21 protein-coding genes and 1 pseudogene are annotated in these 20386 nt (G+C 62.3%); 16 read left to right on the top strand and 6 right to left on the bottom strand.

What is annotated here, in order from left to right:
- The first annotated feature begins 38 nt into the window (after positions 1 to 38).
- Together LB535_RS27475 and LB535_RS27470 are read left to right on the top strand one after the other, a co-directional pair.
- Positions 39 to 974: a GGDEF domain-containing protein gene (locus LB535_RS27475; protein WP_224634411.1), complete on the top strand. Its 936-nt coding sequence runs from the start codon at positions 39 to 41 to the stop codon at positions 972 to 974.
- Positions 975 to 1475: 501 nt separating this feature from the next.
- On the top strand, positions 1476 to 2174 hold the full coding sequence (locus LB535_RS27470; protein WP_224634410.1) for a winged-helix domain-containing protein: 699 nt from the start codon (positions 1476 to 1478) through the stop codon (positions 2172 to 2174).
- A gap of 81 nt (positions 2175 to 2255) precedes the next feature.
- Here LB535_RS27470 and LB535_RS27465 read toward each other — a convergent pair.
- The 3 genes and pseudogenes from LB535_RS27465 to LB535_RS27455 form a co-directional block, all read right to left on the bottom strand.
- Positions 2256 to 3033, bottom strand: a pseudogene (locus LB535_RS27465) (amino acid ABC transporter ATP-binding protein).
- Positions 3033 to 3692 (bottom strand): amino acid ABC transporter permease, encoded by a 660-nt coding sequence (locus tag LB535_RS27460; protein ID WP_224634409.1) that lies wholly within the window; start codon positions 3690 to 3692, stop codon positions 3033 to 3035. The pseudogene LB535_RS27465 and the gene LB535_RS27460 overlap by 1 nt, the downstream one beginning before the upstream one ends.
- The gene (locus LB535_RS27455) at positions 3682 to 4341 is read right to left on the bottom strand and encodes an amino acid ABC transporter permease (RefSeq protein WP_224634408.1); all 660 of its coding nucleotides are present in this window, start codon (positions 4339 to 4341) and stop codon (positions 3682 to 3684) included. The genes LB535_RS27460 and LB535_RS27455 overlap by 11 nt, the downstream gene beginning before the upstream one ends.
- A gap of 419 nt (positions 4342 to 4760) precedes the next feature.
- Between LB535_RS27455 and trbB the strand changes: the two genes are divergently transcribed.
- From trbB to LB535_RS27400, 11 genes are read left to right on the top strand one after another with little or no spacing between them, the layout of a single operon-like run.
- On the top strand, positions 4761 to 5744 hold the full coding sequence (gene trbB / locus LB535_RS27450) for a P-type conjugative transfer ATPase TrbB (protein ID WP_224634407.1): 984 nt from the start codon (positions 4761 to 4763) through the stop codon (positions 5742 to 5744).
- A complete protein-coding gene (locus LB535_RS27445; RefSeq protein ID WP_224634406.1) occupies positions 5741 to 6073 on the top strand; it encodes a TrbC/VirB2 family protein in 333 nt (110 codons plus the stop codon). The genes trbB and LB535_RS27445 overlap by 4 nt, the downstream gene beginning before the upstream one ends.
- Positions 6073 to 6354 carry a VirB3 family type IV secretion system protein gene (locus tag LB535_RS27440; RefSeq protein WP_224634405.1) on the top strand — a complete coding sequence of 94 codons (282 nt, stop codon included), beginning with the start codon at positions 6073 to 6075 and terminating at the stop codon, positions 6352 to 6354. Before LB535_RS27445 ends, LB535_RS27440 begins: the two co-directional genes overlap by 1 nt.
- 10 nt (positions 6355 to 6364) lie before the next feature.
- On the top strand, positions 6365 to 8815 hold the full coding sequence (gene trbE, locus LB535_RS27435) for a conjugal transfer protein TrbE (protein ID WP_224634404.1): 2451 nt from the start codon (positions 6365 to 6367) through the stop codon (positions 8813 to 8815).
- Positions 8812 to 9570, top strand: coding sequence for a P-type conjugative transfer protein TrbJ (gene trbJ / locus LB535_RS27430; RefSeq protein WP_224634403.1), 759 nt, complete (start codon positions 8812 to 8814; stop codon positions 9568 to 9570). Before trbE ends, trbJ begins: the two co-directional genes overlap by 4 nt.
- Positions 9571 to 9581: 11 nt before the next feature.
- The gene (trbK-alt, locus tag LB535_RS27425) at positions 9582 to 9908 is read left to right on the top strand and encodes a putative entry exclusion protein TrbK-alt (RefSeq protein WP_224634402.1); all 327 of its coding nucleotides are present in this window, start codon (positions 9582 to 9584) and stop codon (positions 9906 to 9908) included.
- A 2-nt stretch (positions 9909 to 9910) separates the two neighbouring features.
- Positions 9911 to 11281, top strand: a complete 1371-nt coding sequence (trbL, locus tag LB535_RS27420) for a P-type conjugative transfer protein TrbL (protein ID WP_224634401.1) — start codon at positions 9911 to 9913, stop codon at positions 11279 to 11281.
- Between the two features lie 3 nt (positions 11282 to 11284).
- Complete coding sequence (gene trbF, locus LB535_RS27415; protein ID WP_224634400.1) at positions 11285 to 11974, top strand: conjugal transfer protein TrbF; 690 nt, start codon at positions 11285 to 11287, stop codon at positions 11972 to 11974.
- Positions 11971 to 13029 (top strand): P-type conjugative transfer protein TrbG, encoded by a 1059-nt coding sequence (gene trbG, locus LB535_RS27410; RefSeq protein ID WP_224634399.1) that lies wholly within the window; start codon positions 11971 to 11973, stop codon positions 13027 to 13029. Before trbF ends, trbG begins: the two co-directional genes overlap by 4 nt.
- Positions 13026 to 14162, top strand: coding sequence for a TrbI/VirB10 family protein (locus LB535_RS27405; RefSeq protein WP_224634398.1), 1137 nt, complete (start codon positions 13026 to 13028; stop codon positions 14160 to 14162). Before trbG ends, LB535_RS27405 begins: the two co-directional genes overlap by 4 nt.
- A gap of 1 nt (position 14163) precedes the next feature.
- Positions 14164 to 14385, top strand: coding sequence for a DUF2274 domain-containing protein (locus tag LB535_RS27400; protein WP_224634397.1), 222 nt, complete (start codon positions 14164 to 14166; stop codon positions 14383 to 14385).
- A gap of 80 nt (positions 14386 to 14465) precedes the next feature.
- Here the strand turns inward: LB535_RS27400 and LB535_RS29130 are convergent, their stop codons facing one another.
- Entirely contained in the window at positions 14466 to 14660 is a 195-nt protein-coding gene (locus tag LB535_RS29130; RefSeq protein WP_224634396.1) for a transposase, read from the bottom strand.
- Between the two features lie 276 nt (positions 14661 to 14936).
- Between LB535_RS29130 and LB535_RS27390 the strand changes: the two genes are divergently transcribed.
- A complete protein-coding gene (locus LB535_RS27390; protein ID WP_224634395.1) occupies positions 14937 to 17606 on the top strand; it encodes an EAL domain-containing protein in 2670 nt (889 codons plus the stop codon).
- A gap of 882 nt (positions 17607 to 18488) precedes the next feature.
- Positions 18489 to 18776 (top strand): RES domain-containing protein, encoded by a 288-nt coding sequence (locus LB535_RS29010; protein ID WP_318012357.1) that lies wholly within the window; start codon positions 18489 to 18491, stop codon positions 18774 to 18776.
- 439 nt (positions 18777 to 19215) lie between these two features.
- On the opposite strand, the gene LB535_RS27375 is transcribed toward LB535_RS29010, so the two are convergent.
- On the bottom strand, positions 19216 to 19515 hold the full coding sequence (locus tag LB535_RS27375; protein WP_224634394.1) for a hypothetical protein: 300 nt from the start codon (positions 19513 to 19515) through the stop codon (positions 19216 to 19218).
- 192 nt (positions 19516 to 19707) lie between these two features.
- On the opposite strand from LB535_RS27375, the gene LB535_RS27370 reads away from it, so the two are divergent.
- On the top strand, positions 19708 to 19899 hold the full coding sequence (locus tag LB535_RS27370) for a DUF6494 family protein (RefSeq protein WP_224634393.1): 192 nt from the start codon (positions 19708 to 19710) through the stop codon (positions 19897 to 19899).
- 182 nt (positions 19900 to 20081) lie between these two features.
- Here LB535_RS27370 and LB535_RS27365 read toward each other — a convergent pair.
- Positions 20082 to 20386, bottom strand: a 305-nt coding sequence (locus LB535_RS27365; protein ID WP_224634392.1) for a DUF982 domain-containing protein, incomplete at its 5' end; no start/stop codon positions are given.

The following is a 20386-nucleotide window of genomic DNA, read 5'->3' as shown; positions in this document are numbered from 1 at the left end:
CTCTTCTGCAGGGCGCCACCTTAGGGCCCGCGCATCGAATGTCCCCGATCGGCAATTGCAGGACGAAACTGAAAATCCCGTTGCCCGTGCCGGATCTGCGCTCGCGAGGTCCGAATAACCTTAGTCGAACCGATAACGTCGCGTTCAGCGCCAGCGGTTATAAAGACGGTATGACGCCGCGCACCAAGCGTATTCTGGGCAAATCGATCGTCGTGACGATAATTGCAGTCGTCGCGACTTTCGGTCTGTCGTTCACAGCCAGAATTGCCTTGCAGATGCCGATCGATTGGTTGAGTTGGGTGGAATGCACCGTCATCCCCATTCTGATCGGAATGCCTGTCGGTGCCTATATCTTTGCCCAGTCCGAAACGATCCAGGACACATGTGACAAGCTGGAGAAGTCGTACGCAGACCTGAAAGAGGCGCACGACAGGTTCACCTTCGTGACAAGCCATGATCCCATGACGGGACTCCTTAGCCGCGGTGAATTCATCGCAAGGATGAACAGAAAGCGTGATGAAGGGGAATGCGACACGCTTCTTCTGATCGATCCGGATCATTTCTCCTTGATCAATGACAAGCACGGACATTCCAAAGGTGACGAGACATTGGTTCGGATCGCCAAGGCCCTTGTCTATACGACGCGCCCAGGGGACTCGCTTGGCCGGCTTGGCGGGGGAGAGTTCGGGGTCCTGCTACGTGATGTGCGCAAAGAGCAGGCGATCACCATAGCGGAGAACATCCGCCGGCATATCGAGGGAGGTCCCTGGGTCAAAGGGCGACAGGATGGCGTAAGGGTCACTGTCAGTATCGGCGGAGCGGAAATACCTCGCGCTGCTGATGCTGAGGATATCCTTCGTGTTGCCGGTCGCTGCCTTTTTGAGGCGAAACAACTTGGACGGAACTGTGTCTCCTTCACTCATGAGGTGGCCAGGTTGCGGGACATCGCGCTCCCCAAAATGCGACTCGAATAATCGGCGGTCGCCATCAGCGTTTGCGTAGCTCCGCCGCTTGATCTCGCTCGACACGAAAGACCGGTCCTTCTTCAGAGAGGGCCGCGGCCTTGGAGCGGCGAGGGGACTTGCCTACGTCGCATATGTCGTCGATATGGACGTTGATAGTTCGTCGGAAGTTTCAGGCGCGCTATACGTGACTTGTTCTGCGTCTCTCCACGATCCACTTGGCGCTCCGGTCGCCCAGCGGCGTGCGTAGTCACGGCGCAGGAAAGTTTCGCTGGCGTGGAGCGACCTTCGCGACGGATTTGCACGCGCCAGGAACCGGACGAGAGCTTTGTGTAGGTTGCCATTTTCGTGTGCGCTCCGTGTGCAGTGAGATCGAAACGTGACGAAAAGGGTCGTATTCTGGCGTGAATTCGGGTTGGCTAAACAATTTGATGTTAAAGAAAAAATGCTGAAAAACCAACGGCATAGAGTCGGCATGGCACCCATGATGCACCGCATTCGGTTGATGGACTCATGACGCCGCTGGTCCTGATCTCTTCGAAGGACCCGGATTTCTTTCTGGTTTTCGGGCACATCCTTTCAGCAGCCGGCTTCGAAACCCAGCTGATCACGGCAGACACGGAGATTGCGCGCGCCATCAAGGCCGCTGCGCCGCTTGCCATCGTCCTGGACTGTCATCCGGGCGACCGCGCAATCGTCAAGCAATGCCTGGCGCTGAAGTCGGCCGAAGCGACAAAAGCGACGCCCCTTGCAGGGTTGGTCGCGCCTCGTTCCGGCAAGCTGCACCTGGACCTTATCAAGGCTGGCGTCGATGAGATATTTTCGCGGCCGTTTGCGCCCGAACAGCTTCTGAGTTGGCTGCATGGCAAAGCGCGTGTTGCGAAGCGTTCGCGCGAAACCAAGACAGGCGATCTGGTGCAGGGCGATTTCCGGTTGGAGCGACAGACCCACCGGACATTCTTCAAGCAAAAAGAAATCGTGATGCCACCGATCGAGTTCAAGCTTTTGCGCAGCCTTCTGGCGCAACCCGGCAAGGTCCTCAGCCGGGAGGAACTGGTCGCGACCGCATGGCCTGAACATGCCGCCGCAACCGATGTGCGCGGTGTTGACGTTCATATTGCCAGGTTGCGAAAGAGGCTTCGGGCATCTGTGGGAAGCGATGTGATCCGCACCGTCCGCTCTGCTGGTTACGCATTCGCGCCGGACTGGTAGTTCGCGTGGCGATCCCGGCACCAATTGTCATGTTGCCGATCGCGCCGCAGCGGCGTGCGCGACGCTCACGCGTGTCAGCTCTCAATGGCTCAGGATGGTATCCAGGAACAGCCTAGCGCGCGGATGAGCGGCTCCAGAGAAGAAATCACTGGAAGACGTGTGCTCGACGATGCGGCCCTGATCCATGAATATGATCTCATCCGCGACTTCGCGTGCAAAACCCATTTCATGGGTCACGCAGACCATGGTTACGCCGGTTTTCGCGAGCGCGATCATGACGTCGAGCACTTCCTTGATCATTTCCGGATCGAGCGCCGAGGTGGGTTCATCGAAAAGCATGATGCGGGGATCGAGACAGAGCGCACGCGCGATCGCCGCCCGCTGTTGTTGGCCGCCCGACAGCTGGGCCGGATAAGCTCGCGCCTTTTCGGCGATGTGCACCGCTGTCAGGTGCCGCATCGCGATCTCTTCGGCCTCCCGCGCCGATTTCAAAAGGACCCGGCGCAACGCCAGCGTGCAGTTGGCAAGCACGGTGAGGTGAGGGAAGAGGTTGAAGCTTTGGAACACCATGCCTGTCAGGCGGCGCGCCATCGCGGCATCGCGATTCGCTTTTTCCCAGGCGTCTCCCTGCAAGCTCGATCGTCCCCTTTTGGAAGGGCTCGAGACCGTTGATGCAGCGGATCAAGGTCGACTTGCCCGACCCCGAGGGTCCGCAGACGACGACGCGTGCGCCCGGACGTAAGGTCAGATCGATATCTTTCAAAACCTGCAGCGCACCGAACCACTTGTTGAGACCGTCGAGCCGCACGAGCGGGAAGGATTGAGGTGTCGAGGTCGGAGGCGCACGCCGGTCGAGCATCAGCGGCGCCCGCTCGCAAGCAGGAGCTTCTCCATGCGCTTCACCCCATAGGATACGATCAGCGCCAGCGCGAGAAACAGAACGCCGGCGACGGTCAGCGGCTCCGCGTAGCGATAGGTCTGGGAAGCGATATCAAAGGCACGCCCGAGCATTTCCGGCACCGCCAGGATCGCGAGATAAGGCGTCGCCTTCAGGATGGAAACCAGGTAGTTGCCCAAGGGCGCGGCGATGTTGCGCAGCATCTGGGGTGCGATGACGAAGATCACCGTGTCGCGGCGGGTGAGCGACAGGGCTCTGGCTGCTTCCTGCTGGCCCTTCGGAATAGCGTCGATGCCCGCCTTGAACACCTCTGCCAGATAACCGCTGTAATAGAGGCTTAGCCCCGATATGCCCACCGTCATGGCGCCAAGCCGGATCCCGTAGAACGGCATGACGAAATACAGGAAATAGAGCCAGGCTAAGACCGGCGTCGAGCGGATGAAGTCGATCAGGAAGCGCACGGCGAGGCCCGGCGCACCGCCCCCGCGGCGGATCATTTCGAAAGTGAAGCCAAGCGCCGACGCACCGAGGCAACTCAAGACCGTGGCGAGCAGGGTAGTCCCGATCGCACCGATTATGATCGGGACGGTCGAGAGCGCGAAATCGAGGTTAAATCCCACGAGGCGCTCCTCCTTCGGGATTGACCCGCGCCTCGAGCCAGCGGCCGGCAAGCGCGATCGGATAACAGACGACGAAGAAGGCCAGCAGCAACGCCGAATATATCGCGACCGGGTCGTATTCGGTCTGCGAGATTTCCTTGGCGCGGAAGGTCATGTCCGTCAACGTGACCAACGAGACAAGGGAAGTCGCCTTGACGAGCTGAATAAGGTTGTTGACGAATGTGGGACTCATGGCGACCAATGCCTGGGGCAGCTCGATCAGAAGCAGGATCGCCGGGCGCGAGAGGCCGAGCGCCATTCCAGCCTCGCGTTGGCCGGCAGGAAGAGATTGGAGCCCGGCCCGCACCGCTTGGCTGGCATAACCGCCGCTATTGAGGCCAAGCACCAACGCACTGACGGTCATCGCCGACAGAGTGACCCCGATGACCGGCAGAACGTAGTAAAAGACGAAGAGCAGGACGACGACCGCCGAACTGCGCCAGAATTCGATAACTGCCGTGATCAGAAAACGCGTCAAGCCGGTCGTCAGAAACTGCGCGACGCCGAAAACAAGCGCGAAGGGCACCGCGAAGAGCAAGCCATAGGCGGTGACCGCTGCCGTTATGCGCAGCCCTTGCAGAATCCCAAGCCAGATGTCGAGCATGCTCATGAAGCTTCGCCGCCCCTTGCCATCACGGGGCGCGGCGTAGCGACTCTCGGAGCGCTTCGAGCATATTTGGAAGCGGCTGTCTGGCGCCGCGAAACCAAGCCTTCCGGACCAACCCGCATGACAATCCTCCTCGCCGTGGAAAGGGCGATCGCCGCCCCTGCCAGGAGATTTCATAATCCCGGCGAGAGTCATGTGTCAATAAACATGTACAAAATATTGCGACAGTCTACACTCTGCCGGTGCTGAAGCACCGCGATCCGCCGCGATGGAGCTTCCCGAGCTCGGCGCCGCCGTTCGCCGGTTTTTACTCGCTGCGCTACGACGGCGGTCGAAAGCTGTTGAATCGGGCTGCTCCAGGCCTCTTTTGCTCATCCCGACCGGGAACTGCTCGATGAGTTCCCGCACCAAACGGGGACAGCATGGCTATCTTGCACAACGATACCGAAGCACGTTCGCGCAGCTCGCGTATGCTGCGCACCGCGCTCGGGCCCGCCATCGCCCGGTTCCTGGACGATCCCGCGATCGTCGAGGTCATGCTGAATCCGGATGGCCGCATCTGGGTGGATCGGCTCACGGAGGGCCTGGCCGACACGGGGCAAACGCTCGCGCCTGCCGCTGGCGAGCGGATCGTGCGCCTGGTCGCCCATCATGTCGGCGCCGAGGTCCATTCCCGTTCCCCGCGCGTCTCGGCCGAGTTGCCGCAAACCGGCGAGCGTTTCGAGGGCCTGCTGCCGCCCGTGGTCGCCGCGCCGGCCTTCGCGATCCGCAAGCCCGCGGTCGCCGTGTTCACGCTCGATGACTATGTCGCGGCGGGCATCATGACTTGTGGCCACGCCGCTATGTTGCGCGCCGCCGTTGCTGACCGCGCAAACATCCTCGTTGCCGGCGGCACGTCGACGGGCAAGACCACCCTGACCAACGCGCTGCTTGCCGAAGTGGCGAAAGGGACGGACCGGGTCGTCATCATCGAAGACACCCGCGAACTGCAATGCGCGGCCCCCAACCTCGTCGCGATGCGCACCAAGGATGGCGTCGCCACGCTTTCGGACCTGGTTCGTTCCTCGCTGCGCCTGCGGCCCGATCGCATTCCCATCGGCGAGGTGCGCGGCGCCGAAGCGCTGGACCTCTTGAAGGCGTGGGGCACCGGGCATCCCGGTGGCATCGGCACCCTTCATGCGGGCTCCGGTATTGGCGCTCTGCGCCGACTTGAGCAGCTGATCCAGGAGGCCGTCGTCACTGTCCCGCGTGCGCTGATCGCCGACACCATCGGCCTTGTCGCCGTGCTCGCCGGACGCGGCGCCGCGCGACGGCTTGTCGAACTGGTCAGGGTCGAGGGTCTGGGCCCCGATGGCGACTATCGCATCGCTGAAGCCACACCGATCAACACAGGAGACATTTCATGATCCGCCTGCTTTCGCGCTGCCAGGCCAGCCTGGCCGCGGCCAGCGCCGCCATTGCCTTCAATCTCATGGTCGCGCCGGTCGCCCTTGCGTCGGGCTCCTCAATGCCGTGGGAACAGCCGCTCGAGAAGATCCTGCAGTCGGTCGAAGGACCGGTATCCAAGATCATCGCCGTCATCATCATCATCGTCACCGGCCTGACGCTGGCCTTCGGCGACAGTTCGGGTGGCTTCAGGCGGCTGATCCAGATCGTTTTCGGGCTTTCAATCGCCTTCGCTGCGTCGAGCTTTTTCCTTTCGTTCTTCTCGTTTGGCGGCGGAGCGTTGATCTGATGACAACCGCTTTTGAACAGCTCGACGCAGTGCCGGGGTGGACGGTGCCCGTGCACCGGGCGTTGACCGAGCAGATCCTGCTCGGGGGCGCGCCGCGTGCAATCGCGATCCTGAATGGCACGCTGGCGGGCGCTGTCGGTCTTGGGCTGCGGCTCTGGCTGGTCGGTCTTCTCATTTGGGCAATCGGACATTTTGCGGCGGTATGGGCTGCCAGGCGCGATCCGCTTTTTTTCGAAGTCGCACGCCGGCACCTGCGGCTGCCTGGACATCTTTCGGTTTGAGGACGCCGCCATGATGAGCCTTGCCGAATACCGCCGGACTGCTGCTCGCCTTGCCGACTTTCTACCTTGGGCGGCACTCGTCGCCCCCGGGATCGTGCTCAACAAGGACGGCAGCTTTCAGCGCACCGCGAGGTTTCGCGGACCCGATCTCGACTCCGCCGTAGCGGCGGAACTGGTTGCGGTGGCGTCGCGCATCAACAATGCCTTTCGCCGCCTCGGCTCGGGCTGGAGCATCTTCGTCGAAGCGCAGCGGCACGAAGCGGCTTCCTATCCCGAAAGCCAGTTTCCCAATGCGGCCTCCGGCCTGCTCGATGCCGAGCGCAAAGCCGACTTTGATGAGGAGGGGGTTCATTTCGTATCGAGCTACTTTCTCACATTCGTGTTCCTGCCGCCGCCCGAAGACGCCAGGCGCGCCGAGGGCTGGCTTTATGAGGGTCGCAACCAGGGCGGCGCGGATACGGGCGAGATCGTCCGCGCCTTTGTCGACCGGACTGAGCGTGTGCTGTCCCTGCTCGACGGGTTCATGCCTGAATGCCACTGGCTCGATGACGGCCAAACGCTGAGCTACCTGCATTCGACCATCTCGACCAAGCGCCATCGGGTGCGGGTCCCCGAGACGCCAATTTATCTCGATGCGCTGCTGTCCGACGAGCCGCTCGCCGGCGGGCTCGAACCGCGGCTTGGCGACAAGCATCTTCGCGTGCTTACCATCGTCGGCTTCCCGACCGCCACGACACCCGGCCTGCTTGATGACCTCAACAGGCTGGCCTTCCCGTACCGCTGGTCGACGCGCGCGATCCTGCTCGACAAGGTCGACGCTGTCCGCCTTTTTACCAGGATACGGCGGCAATGGTTCGCCAAGCGCAAGAGCATCGCCTCGATCCTGAAGGAGGTGATGACCAACGAGGCATCAGCACTCCTCGACACTGACGCCGCCAACAAGGCGGCCGATGCCGACGCGGCGTTGCAGGAGCTCGGCGCCGACATGGCTGGCATGGCCTATGTCACCGCCAGTGTCGCCATATGGGATTGCGACCCGCGCGTGGCTGACGAGAAACTGCGGCTTGTCGAGAAAATCATCCAGGGCCGCGACTTCACGGCCATTGTCGAGACCGTCAACGCCGTCGACGCCTGGCTCGGCTCATTGCCCGGGCACGCCTATGCCAATGTCCGCCAGCCGCCTATCTCGACGCTCAATCTCGCCCACATGATCCCCCTTTCTGCCGTGTGGGCGGGGCCGGAACGGGACGAGCATCTGGTCAGTCCTCCCTTGCTTTACGGCAAGACCGAAGGCTCGACCCCGTTCCGGTTGGTTCTTCATGTCGGCGACGTCGGTCACACGCTGGTCGTCGGCCCGACCGGTGCCGGCAAGTCGGTGCTGCTGGCGTTGATGGCGCTGCAATTCTGCCGCTACCGCAAGGCTCAGATCTTCGCCTTCGACTTCGGCGGCTCGATCCGCGCGGCGACGCTCGCCATGGGCGGCGACTGGCACGATCTCGGGGGTCATCTCACCGAAGGCCTGGACGCTGCCGTTGCGCTGCAGCCGCTCGCCCGCGTTCATGACACGTACGAGCGCGCCTGGGCGGCCGACTGGATCGTCGCGATCCTGACGCGAGAAGGCATCCAGATCACGCCGGACGCAAAGGAGCATATCTGGGCGGCGCTGACCTCGCTCGCCTCGGCCCCGGTCGAGGAGCGCACCATCACCGGGCTCAGCGTGCTTCTGCAGGCCAATGACCTGAAACAGGCGCTTCGCCCTTACTGTGTTGGTGGCCCGAACGGCCGGCTCCTCGACGCAGAGGCCGAACAGCTCGGCCAGGCATCCGTGCAGGCGTTCGAAATCGAAGGCCTGGTGGGCACGCCGGCCGCGCCGGCCGTTCTGTCCTATCTGTTTCATCGCATCGGCGACCGGCTCGACGGTCGTCCGACACTGCTCATCATCGACGAAGGCTGGCTTGCCCTCGACGATGACGCGTTCGCCGGGCAGTTGCGCGAATGGCTGAAGACGCTCCGGAAGAAGAATGCCAGCGTCGTCTTCGCCACCCAGTCGCTCTCCGACATCGACAATTCGGCTATCGCGCCGGCGATCATCGAAAGCTGTCCAACCCGGCTGCTGTTGCCCAATGAACGCGCGATCGAGCCGCAAATTACCGCCATCTACCGCCGCTTTGGCCTGAACGACCGCCAGATCGAGATCCTGGCGCGAGCCACACCCAAGCGCGATTATTACTGCCAGTCCCGTCGCGGCAACCGTCTCTTCGAGCTCGGCCTGTCCGAGGTCGGGCTTGCGCTTTGCGCCTCGTCCTCCAAGAGCGATCAGGCCCTGATCGGCAGCATCATCGCCCAGCATGGCCGCGACGGCTTCCTGTCGGCCTGGCTGCGTGCCCGCGACGTCGGCTGGGCCGCCGACCTCATTCCCAACCTCACCGTTTCCGAACCTGAAAAGGATCCCCAATCATGACTGTTCGTCAAAGCCGCCGCCGCGTTCTTCTTCTGGTCGCGGCGACGCTCGCCGCGCCCATCGCGATCTCGCCGATGATGACCGCGCCAGCGCATGCCTTAATCGTGTTTGATCCATCGAACTATTCCCAGAATGTCCTGACGGCCGCGCGTTCGCTGCAGCAGATCACAAACCAGATCAGCTCGCTGCAGAACCAGGCCCAGATGCTGATCAACCAGGCGCGCAACCTGGCGAGCCTGCCTTTGTCCTCGCTGCAGCAACTGCAACAGTCGGTGCAGCGCACACAACAGCTTCTCGGCGAAGCACAGAACATCGCCTTCGACGTCCAGCAGATCGACAAGGCATTTCAGCAGCAATACAGCAGCGCCTCGCTTTCTGCTTCCGACCAGCAACTCGTCGCCGATGCGCGCTCCCGCTGGCAAAACACAGTGGGCGGCCTCCAGGACGCAATGCGGGTCCAGGCGGGTGTCGTCTCAAACATCGACACCGGCCGCGCGCAGATGTCGGCGTTGGTCGGCGCCAGCCAATCGGCGACCGGTGCGCTGCAGGCGACGCAAGCTGGCAACCAGTTGCTTGCGCTTCAGGGTCAGCAGCTTGCGGACCTGACAGCCCTGGTGGCCGCCAATGGTCGCGCCCAGGCGCTGACCGAAGCCGAACGCGCTGCCGCGGTCGATCAGGGCCGTGAGCAACGCCGCCGCTTCCTGACCCCAGGCTCCGGCTACCAAGCCGGCTCGGTCCAGATGTTCAACCGCTGAGGTCGATCGCCATGGACGGCAAAACCCTCGCTCGCGTTGTGGCCGTCGTCTTCGTCATCGTCGCCATGACGGCGACGGCGCTCGAGATGAGCCGGAAGGGAGACAAGCCGGTGGGGGAGGGCCAGCACACACCGGCGGCCTCTGTGCCTACTCCGCTTCGCGATGGCCTGCGCCGCTGCCAGGTCCTCGGCGAGGCTGCCTTGCGTGACGATGGATGCGCGCGGCTGTGGGCCGAACAGCGTGATCGCTTCCTCGGTCTCGAAAATGCGTCGGGCAGTTCGACAAGCGAGCCGGCCGCTTCGCCGTCGCCGGATGCTGCCCTGCACGGGGCCCGCTAGACATGGGCAATACCGGCGTCATCGACCAATTCCTGGCCACCTTCACCCGCTATATCGACAGCGGTTTCGGCCTGCTCGGCGGCGAGGTCGCCTTCGTCGCCACCACGCTGATCGTCATTGACGTGACACTTGCCGCGCTCTTCTGGAGCTGGGGCGCCGATGACGACATTCTTGCGCGGCTCGTCAAGAAGACGCTCTTCGTCGGCGTCTTCGCCTATCTGATTTCAAATTGGAACGGCCTCGCCCAAATTGTTTTCGAGAGTTTCTCGGGTCTTGGTCTCAAGGCGAGTGGAACCGGCTTCTCGGCACAGGACCTGCTGCACCCGGGCAAGGTGGCGCAAACCGGCCTCGACGCCGGACGACCATTGCTTGAGGCGATCTCCGGCTTGATGGGCTACATCTCCTTCTTTGAAAATTTCATCCAGATCGCCTGCCTGCTCTTTGCCTGGGGGCTCGTCCTGCTCGCCTTCTTCATCCTGGCCGTGCAGCTCTTTGTGACGCTGATCGAGTTCAAGCTGGCGACGCTGGCCGGCTTCGTGCTGATCCCCTTCGGCCTCTTCGGCAAGACGGCCTTCATGGCCGAACGCGTGCTCGGCAACGTCATCTCGTCCGGCATCAAGGTTCTGGTGCTTGCCGTGGTCATCGGCATCGGATCGACGCTCTTTGGCGAATTCACCCAAGGCTTCGGCGGCGAGAACCCCACCATCGACCAGGCCATGGCGATCGTGCTGGCTGCGCTGTCGCTGCTTGGCCTCGGCATCTTCGGTCCCGGCATTGCCAACGGCCTCGTCGCGGGTGGACCGCAGCTCGGCGCCGGTGCGGCTGTCGGGACTGGCCTTGCCGCCGGCGGCATCGCAGTTGCAGGCTACGGAGCAGCCAGCCTCGCGGCGCGAGGCGCGACAGCCGCATTCGCGGGAGCAGCGTCAACCGTGCGTGGCGGGACGTCACTCGCTGGGGGCGGTTCGGCCGCCTATATGCTTGGCGCCGCCGGCCAGTCGGGCGTGGCAGGCGTCGCCTCCGGCTTGGGCGGCATTGCGCGCGCTGGTGCTTCGGCGGCAGCCTCTCCGCTCAAGCGCGCCGCCGCAAACACCGGTCAATCGCTCAAGTCAAACTTTGCCTCTGGCGGCGGTTCGGCCGCTGAAATCACCGGCGGTTCGTCGACCATGGGAACGATCGGCGGCGCTGCTGCGTCAACGGCGGCGGCTGCTTCCGGCGCGGGCAAGCCATCCAGCGCCCAAGGAGAGCCCGAATGGGCCAGACGCTTGCATCGTTCCCAGCGGCTCGCCCACGGCGCCCAGACCGCCGCCCACGCGGTGCGCGCCGGCGACAGCCATGGCGGCGGAGCCTCGATTTCTCTTTCTGAAGGCGAATGACCCATGAACATCTTTAGGCGCCCCGCCGTCCACTATGGCAAGAGCCCTCGACCGGAAACACCCTATCAGAAGGCGCAGCAGATCTGGGATGAACGCATTGGCTCCGCACGCGTTCAGGCACGCAACTGGCGCGCCATGGCGTTCGGGTCGCTCATCCTGTCGGCGGGGCTCGCCACTTCGCTGGTCTGGCAGTCGAGCCGCGGCACTGTCGTGCCCTGGGTCGTGCAGGTCGACAAGCTGGGCCAGGCTCAAGCGATCGAGCCCGCAACCGCCGACTATAAGCCGAGCGATCCGCAGATCGCGTGGCATCTCGCCCGCTTTATCGAGCAGGTACGCTCCATCCCCGCTGACCCGATCATCCTGCGCCAGGATTGGCTGCGCGCCTATGATTGGACCACCGACCAGGGTGCTGCGGCGCTCAACGACTATGCTCGCGCTGCGGATCCTTTCTCCAAGGTCGGCAAGCAGCAGGTCGCGGTGGACATTTCTTCGGTGATCAGAGCCTCGCCGGGCTCCTTTCGTGTCGCCTGGATGGAGCACCACTACGAAAACGGTCAGCTTTCAGGTACCGAGCGCTGGACCGCGATCCTGACGATCGTGACGCAGATGCCAAGCGACGCCGAACGGCTTCGCGCCAATCCGCTCGGCATTTACGTCAACGCCATCAACTGGTCCCGGGAGATGAGCCAATGAGCCCGACATCGCGTCCTGTTGCCGGCACGAATTTCTCGAGATCTCTGCTGTCGGCGCTGGTCTCGGGGACGACGCTGCTTGCGGGTTGCGCCACGCCTGCGAAGAAGCCGCCGACGATCAGCTACGATACCTACGTTCCGCCGTTGCCGCCGGCTCCGGCCGCCGCGACCGACCAAAGGCCGAAACCTCTTCGCGTGCCACCAGGCTGGGCGCCCGCGCGGGGCGGCGCCATCGGGCAAACACCGGCCGCCCGTGTCGAGAACGCAAATGCCGCGGCGCGCGTGGAACCCCGCCGTGAGGGCTACTACAACGCGATTCAGATCTACCCGTGGAGCGAGGGAGCGCTCTATCAGGTCTACGCCTCACCTGGCCAGATAACGGACATCGCGCTAGAGCCTGGCGAGAGCCTGACCGGAGACGGTCCGATCGCGGCGGGTGATACCGCGCGCTGGATCATAGGCGACACCGAAAGCGGGTCCGGCATTGCCCGACGCGTCCACGTCCTGGTGAAACCCTCGCGGCCGGACATCACAACGAACCTTATCATCGCCACGGACCGGCGCAGCTACATGCTTGAGCTACGCTCAGGCGCCAAGCCCTACATGCCCGCCGTTGCGTGGTCCTATCCGGCTCCGAAAGCAGGCCTCCTGCAGACGATCGCCACAACGCCGATCATACCGCAGCTTACGGCGCGAAATTATCGCTATGGCATCACCGGCGACAGCCCGCCCTGGAAGCCGGTGAGCGCCTACGACGATGGCCGCAGGGTCTATGTCGAGTTTCCCCGCGGCATCGTGCAAGGCGAGATGCCGCCGATTTTCGTCATCGGCGCGGACGGCGAGGCTGAAATCACCAACAGCCGCGTCTATCAAAACATCCTCATCGTCGACCGCCTTTTTGGTGCGGCCGAACTGCGTCTTGGCGCCGGCAAGCGGCAGCAGGCGGTCAGGATCGTGCGTGTCGATAGAAGAACCGATGGGCTGCGGCGGGGCCCAAGCGACAGCGCCGCGTCAAAGCTGCCGAACGCACCGCACACGGGAGCGCCGCAGCCATGAACAAGAAGAACATGGCCGTCGAACCCATGCGGCTTCGCGCCGACCCGCCGCGTGTGACGCGTCTGTCGCGCAAGATGCTCGCAGGCATCGGCTTCGTCGCCTCGCTCGGTGTCGGCGGTGCGCTGATTTACGCTCTGCAGGATGCCAACACGCTCAAGCAGGGCGAGGAGCTCTACCCAACCTCCAATCGGCCGCCCGCCGATGGACTGGCAACACTGCCGCGCGACTATGCCGGCCCGATCCTTGGGCCGCCGCTGCCTGGCGATCTCGGCAGGCCGATCCTCGATGCTCAGAACAACGGGCAGGCGGTCGTGCCGCCCTCAATCGCAAGCCCCGCGATTGACGAAGCCGAGCAGCGCCGACGAGCCGATGAGGAAGCGGCCAGAACCTCGCGCGTCTTCTTCCAGACAGGGCAAGGAGATCCCAGGCCCGCCGAAGCGTCCGCTCCTGCTGTTAACGACTTTGCCGATCAGTACGGTCAGCCAAGTGCGCAGGATCGCCAGCTTTCCTTCCTGTCCGCCGCCGCTGACCGGCGGACCCTGGCCCCGGATCACATCACGCCGCCCGCGTCACCCTATGTGCTTCAAGCCGGTGCCGTGATCCCGGCCGCGCTCATTACCGGCATCCGCTCGGACCTTCCCGGGCAGATCAGCGCTCAGGTGACCGAAAATGTCTATGATAGTCCCACCGGCCGCTCGCTGCTCATCCCGCAAGGCGCTCGTATCATTGGGCAGTACGACAGCGGAATTGGTTCCGGGCAGCGCCGCGTGCTGCTTGTCTGGAACAGGCTGATCTTTCCCGACGGACGCTCCGTCGTGCTGGAGCGGCAGCCCGGCGCGGAACCCCAGGGCTATGCCGGCCTGGAGGATGGCGTCGACTATCACTGGGGCGAGTTGTTCAAGGCCGCGGCGTTGTCGACCATTCTGAGCATAGGCGCACAAGCCGGTTCTTCCGATCAAGACAGCGATATCGTGCGCGCTCTGCGAAGCGGCGCTTCCGATAGCGTCAGCCAGGTAGGCCAGCAGGTGGTTCAGCGGCAACTCGCTATGGCACCGACGCTCACGATCCGGCCGGGGTTTCCCGTTCGCGTCCTTGTCACCCGCGACCTTGCCCTTGAACCATACGGAGGTTGACATGGCCAAGTTGAAACTCACAACGATTGCTGACGACAAGCCAGTGAAGATTACGGTGGAACTGCCGGCGCCCCTGCATCGCGATTTGGTGAAATACGCAGAGATCCTCGGGCGCGAGACTGGGCGGCCATCTGCCGATCCATCGCGCTTGATTGCGCCGATGCTTGAACGGTTCATCGCAAGGGACCGCGGCTTCGCGAAAGCGAAGAAGGAGCAGGCTTAGAAGATCAGCAGGCGGCGGTGCGGCCCAACCCCGGCTGTTCTGGGGTTGCCCAGATGATCGCAACTCGGCTGCACCGCCGCTCAGATACTGGCCCGCCAGTGATACAGCAACTTGTGTACCCGCCACCCCAGCTCTCTGGTCAGGGCCGCCACATTCTCTCCCGCCCGCATTCGCTCAGCGGCTGCCAGCTTCACTTGTCGGCTAAATCTCCGTCTTGCATCAGTCCCTCTCTCAGGACTTTCCTTATCCTTTTTCCAATTTAGGGTGCACTCCAACAGACAATCATCCTATTGGCGGAGGACTTCGGCGATTCGACTTTGCTCAGACTTTTCGGTTTCAGGTTCTTTTCGCTTCCTATCCACCAGTAAAAGACTTGTTCAAAGTCGGTAATTACATGGATGCCGTTAGTCGTCACGTCAGGCTCCGGCTGGCGATCGGCTTCGCTGCGGACGTTCACAGACAATTAGTAGATCACAACTAACTTGTGCGGGATTTTTGCTCGCACGCGGCCAATTGTATTTGCAGCGCAGGCCGAAGCGGAGGAACTCTGTTTGGCCCCGAAATCATCCAGTCGCATTGCCAAGCCGGCGGACCAATCGGGCCTGGTTGTGCTGTCGAAACTGGCAGTCGTCTCATACGAGAACCTGGAGAGCGAGCTTCGGGCCACGAACGCGACGCTCCAAGCACAGACACGGTGTTTCGAGGCGGCGCTCGACAACATCTCGCAAGGCATTTGTTTCTTCGACGCCGACGAGCGGCTGATCATGTGCAACCGCCGCTACGCGGAAATCTATCGTGTCGCGCCCGAAAAACTGCATGCCGGCGCAATGCTCAGCGAAATCGTCGAGCTGAGGCTCGCTGCAGGAACATCGCCAATGACCGGCGAGGACTATCTCGCTTTCGCGCGCTCGATCAATGCGGGCAGCCGTTCGAAAACCTGGACTGCCGGCCTCAAGGACGGCCGCACGATCCGGGTCTGCCATCAGCCGATGCCCGACGGCGGATGGGTGGCGACACATGAAGATCTCACGGAACCCGCCGCCAGCCGCATGATCGCTAATGAGCGCGTTTCACTGCAGGCGCTTATCGACTGGGTTCCCGACTATCTGTGGGTCAAGGATACCGAAAGCCGTTTCGTCGTGGTTAACCGGGCGCTTGCCGCGGACAGTGGCCGGCAAACGGCCGAAATGATCGGCCTGACCGATTTCGACCTGCATGCTCCAGAGCTCGCCCGGCAGTTTCGCGCCTGCGAGCTGGACCTCTTGCGCCGTGGCCAGCCGATGGTCGACGAGGAAGAATTCGTTGTCGATGCCGCCGGCGCCGGCAAGTGGCTGTCCTCGACCAAAGTGCCGTTGCGCAACGACCAGAATGAGATCTTCGGCCTGGTCGGCATCGCCCGCGACATCACACAGCGCAAGCGGGCGGACGATTTGCGAAACGGCCAGGCGAAAATTCTGGAAATGATCGCCGCAAGCGCCCCGCTCGAGGATGTGCTCGACCGACTCATGCGCCTCATCGAGTCGCAGTTGCATGGCATATTCGGCTCCGTGCTCCTGCTCGACAAGGATAGCAGCCACTTGCGCCATGGCGCGGCGCCGAGCCTGGCAAAGGACTATGCAAGCGCCATTGACGGCATTCAGATTGGCCCCAACGTGGGGTCTTGCGGCACCGCCGCTTATCGCCGCGAACCCGTCATCGTGACCGATGTGATGAGCGATCCACTCTGGGACGATTATCGCGACATCGCAGCCCCGTACGGTTACCGCTCGTGCTGGTCGACGCCGATCCTGTCGCATACCGGCGCGGTGCTGGGGGTCTTTGCCATGTATTCGATGACAGTGCGCGAGCCGGACGAGAGCGAGACCAGCCTCATCGACTTCACCACCCGTATCGCCGGCATCGCCATCGAGCGCAAGCTTGCCGAAGACCGCATCCACTTCATGGCCAACCATGACACGCTGACCGGGCTTCCCAATCGCGCCTTGCTCGGGGACCGGCTTTCGCAAGCGATCCTGTATGCGCAGCGCTATCACCGTTGGGTGAGCGTGGTGTTCATCGATCTCGACAATTTCAAGCTCGTCAATGACACGCTGGGCCACAATGCCGGAGACACGCTGCTGAAAGCCGTTGCCGACCGGATGGTCGAATGCGTGGGGGCGACCGATACCGTCGTGCGGCTCGGTGGCGACGAGTTCGTCGTCGTGCTTTTCGACCAGGACCCGGATGGTGAGCTTGTTGCCGCGACGGTGCAGAAGATCCGCGCGGCGATCGCGGAGCCGGTTCAACTGGGCGAGCATCATCTCAGGACGACAGCCAGCATGGGCGTGGCGAACTACCCCAAGGACGGGGCTAATGCCGATGCGCTGCTGGCCAATGCCGATGTGGCCATGTACCGGGCCAAGGAACTCGGCCGCGACAATTTTCAGTTCTACGCGCCCGAATTCAACGCCACCAGCCACGAAAAATTCCTGCTGCAGGAGGAGTTGCGCAACGCGTTGTTGCGTGCCGAATTCACGCTCCTGTACCAGCCGCAAGTCGATCTTCGCTCAGGTCGTGTATTCGCGGTCGAGGCGCTGATCCGCTGGAAGCATCCGGCGCTGGGCCTGATCTCGCCGATGAAGTTCATTCCGATGGCCGAGGAGACGGGCTTGATCGTGCCAATCGGCGACTGGGTGCTGCACGAGGCCTGCCGACAGAACAAGGCCTGGCAGGACGCGGGGCTGCCGCCGATGGTGATGTGCGTCAATGTGTCGGCGCGACAATTCAAGGAGAGCAACCTGATCAATGGTGTCGTTGCGGCGCTGGAAAATAGCAGCCTGGAGCCGAAATACCTTGAGCTCGAACTGACCGAGAGTCTGATCATGCAGAATGTCGAGACGGCGGTCGCCACGATGAACGCGCTGCAAAATCTGGGTGTCCAGATCTCGATCGACGATTTCGGAACGGGATATTCGAGCCTGAGCGCGCTCAAGACTTTCCCGGTGGCGCGCCTGAAGATCGACAAGTCATTCATCAACGACCTCGCCACCGATGCGAATGACCAGGCCGTGGCCAGCGCCATGATCTCGCTCGGCCAGAAACTGAACCTCAGAGTCATTGCCGAGGGCGTCGAAACGGACGAGCAGCTAGCGTTCCTGCGCAAGAACAATTGCGACGAAATACAAGGCTATCATTTCAGCAAGCCGGTCGCCGCCGAGGATATCGTCAAATTGCTCAACTGAGGTCGAGACGACCACACACTTCACCAGAAATGAGAGATCACCGTCAGTAACAAAAACGTCTTCGCTCCCGGCCGTGGATTTCCACACGCAAGCTATCTTCTAGCGAGAAAGGTTGCTGCACCTGGCTTCATTCGGTTTTTCAATCTGGCGATATCTGGCCAGCGGATCATGCCGCGATTTGCAGGACGCGGAAGCGCTCGAGCATTTGCGGCCGGTTGAACGGCGTTAACAGGTCGCCATGGGCACCGGCCCACTTTGCCCGCATGATCGGAGCTTCTTTTGCATGCCCTTTAGGGAAGCGGCAAAGGCGGACTAGCGCACCGTGGCGAGTTGTCACCGTATCGAGCCAGCACGGCCTGAAGCGCTTCGATCGCTTCATCCGGCACCTTGCCATCCGGCAAGACGAAGAATTCATGGCTCTGCCGGCCTATGTAATCGGGCACGATTTGAAACCGGTAGGCAGGGAGCGCTGCGTGGAGATCCTTAGCCAGATCGTCAATAAGCTTGGGGGTGACCGCGCACATGCGAGGAGGCACAACGATCATGCCGGTGGCCGGCTTAGAAGTCATTGGTGCCTGATCCGTCAAAAGATACCGGCGGCCGACGCATACCTGGATTTGGGGTCCGCACATGAAAGCGTCGGCCGCCAGTTTTGGGCGGGAGGGTGCGTCTCAAATGACGCAAGGGGTAGACTAGGCGCGTTGGGGGCACCTTCAATCAGGTTGCCGCGATATGGTGAACAGGCGGTTACTATCCACAGGCCGACCGACTGCGGAGTTCGGCCGCCAATGCTTCGAACGCTTCCACATCGTGTGAGTAATTGGCTGCATCGCCCCGCCATCACCTATTCGGGCCGGCTCTACCGCGCTCTCAATCCGGTGTATGCCCCGCAAGCCTATGTCGGGATGCGGTGCCGAGCTTTATGGAGGGCGCTTCAATCCCAAAGGCATGCCGGCGCTCTATGCATCGACCGCGGTCGTGACGGCTTTGCGCGAGGCCAACGAGGTGGGTGATCTGCAGCCGACGACACTGGTCGCTCGAGGCCGTCTTCGAGCGGGCGACGCCACTGCTCTTGTAGCGTGGGTCTCCATACGCGGCCCTCGCGGACCCGACGTAGCGCGATCAGATGAGAGGCCATGGCGAGGCGCATACGCAGCGATTTGCCCGTGAGCTGGTCGCGCGAGGCTACAATGCCTGCTTGTGCCGAGCTTCGCCAAGGGCGCAGCAATCGGCGACCTGAAACTCGTGTGGGGCGATGGGTGATGCTGCCCATCAGTCTCGAGCTGATCGACGACGAGCCCGGCTCGGTTGATCTAGCCGGCGGCTGCCCGCGCTGGCGCCGACTTCTGCCTCGCTCGTGGACCCCGCGGAACAGATGCTTTTGGGCATTCAGCGATTTGTGGAAACGAGGGCCGGCATCAAGTCCGACTTCACCGACATAAGATGTCTCGTCTGAAGGATCAGGCAAAGGACATGTTCGACAGACAGTTTGGAGGTCGGCATTCTCGGCAAAGCCGGCTCTCTTGCCGAGGAGACTGCCACCATCGGGATGCCCGGTTGCATTCTGATACCTTAGGAATGCCCTCGGCAGTCGTTTTGCTTTCCGCAGCTAGGGCGTTCGCCAGCGTTTCGAAATGGCGAGCAAACGCATCGAATTCGGCGCGGGATTGGTCAATCTCCGGCTTCGCCGCGGAAGGCTCCCAAGCAACCCAAAGGGAATTCCTCGACCCGGCGCTGGTGCGGCGATGAATGGTTCGGCCGCCTGCCTGAATGCCGGCGCCTCGTAGGGTACCCGCCGAACCCGCCAGCGATCTGCGGCCACCTCCTTCATCGATGCCTTGCCGTTGGTGATGATGGGGCCGTTGGGAAGATGCACTGCGCGACCGTTTCGTGGCAAGGTCTTGCTCATGTCCCTTCCAGAGGGATCGTTGAATAAACATCCCCAGCGTTCTAGATTCCGATCGGTTCCATAGCTTCCAATCGCCGAACCAGGCTCCTTCGGGCTCCGGATCTAGTGCTATGGGGACACACGTCACTGTCCTGCTTCCTCGATGCTTTGCCTTCCCTTAAAATCCCTATCGGACAAGAGAGGAGTTCCGCCGTGAGCCAAGATGCCTTCAACATGTCGATCCGTAAGTTCCTGAAGGAAGTCGGCGTCACCTCCCAGCGCAAGATCGAGGAGACGGTGCGCGAAGGGCAAATCGGCGGCAAGAAGTTGAAGGTCCGCATGACTCTGACGGCGGAAGGCACTGGCCTCACCCACGTGGTGGACGGCGAGATCGAACTTCCATGAGAGCGGCGAAGTCGTCCGGCCGAACAGACAGCGTTCGCAGCGGCGCGGCCTCCATCAGTCAACCCCGGTTCTATGGGATAGGACGAGGGGGGCCGAGGTCCCACATACGCGACCCTGACGCGGCGTTTCGCTCCGGCAGGTTTGATCGCAAGCTGCCCCTGACGAGGAGGCCTTTCGCAACCTCACAAGAGGTCTGCGTTGCTGATTTTTGGCCCAGTCATCCACGGCGGTGCTGTGGGCACGTCCTCGATCACGCCAACCTTGCGGGCCCAAGTCATAAAGGCCTTGTGCGCGGCCTCGACTGATTTGCGACCGTCATAAGCCGAGTAGCACGCTTCGCAGGCCGCCGCGTGAAGCAGACCACGTCTCTCCACAGGCCATTCTTCCAAAAACTCAATGGCATCCATTAGGCAGTCGATCTTTTGGATGTAGCCATTCTCCCCTACGAAAACTGACTGCTTGAAAGCATCACTTTCCATAGTGACCT

The sequence above is a fragment of the Mesorhizobium sp. CA10 genome (genome assembly GCF_020165285.1).
Taxonomy (GTDB): domain Bacteria; phylum Pseudomonadota; class Alphaproteobacteria; order Rhizobiales; family Rhizobiaceae; genus Mesorhizobium.
Note: the sequence above shows the minus strand (reverse complement) of the source record. Positions and strands in the feature narration are given on the sequence as shown.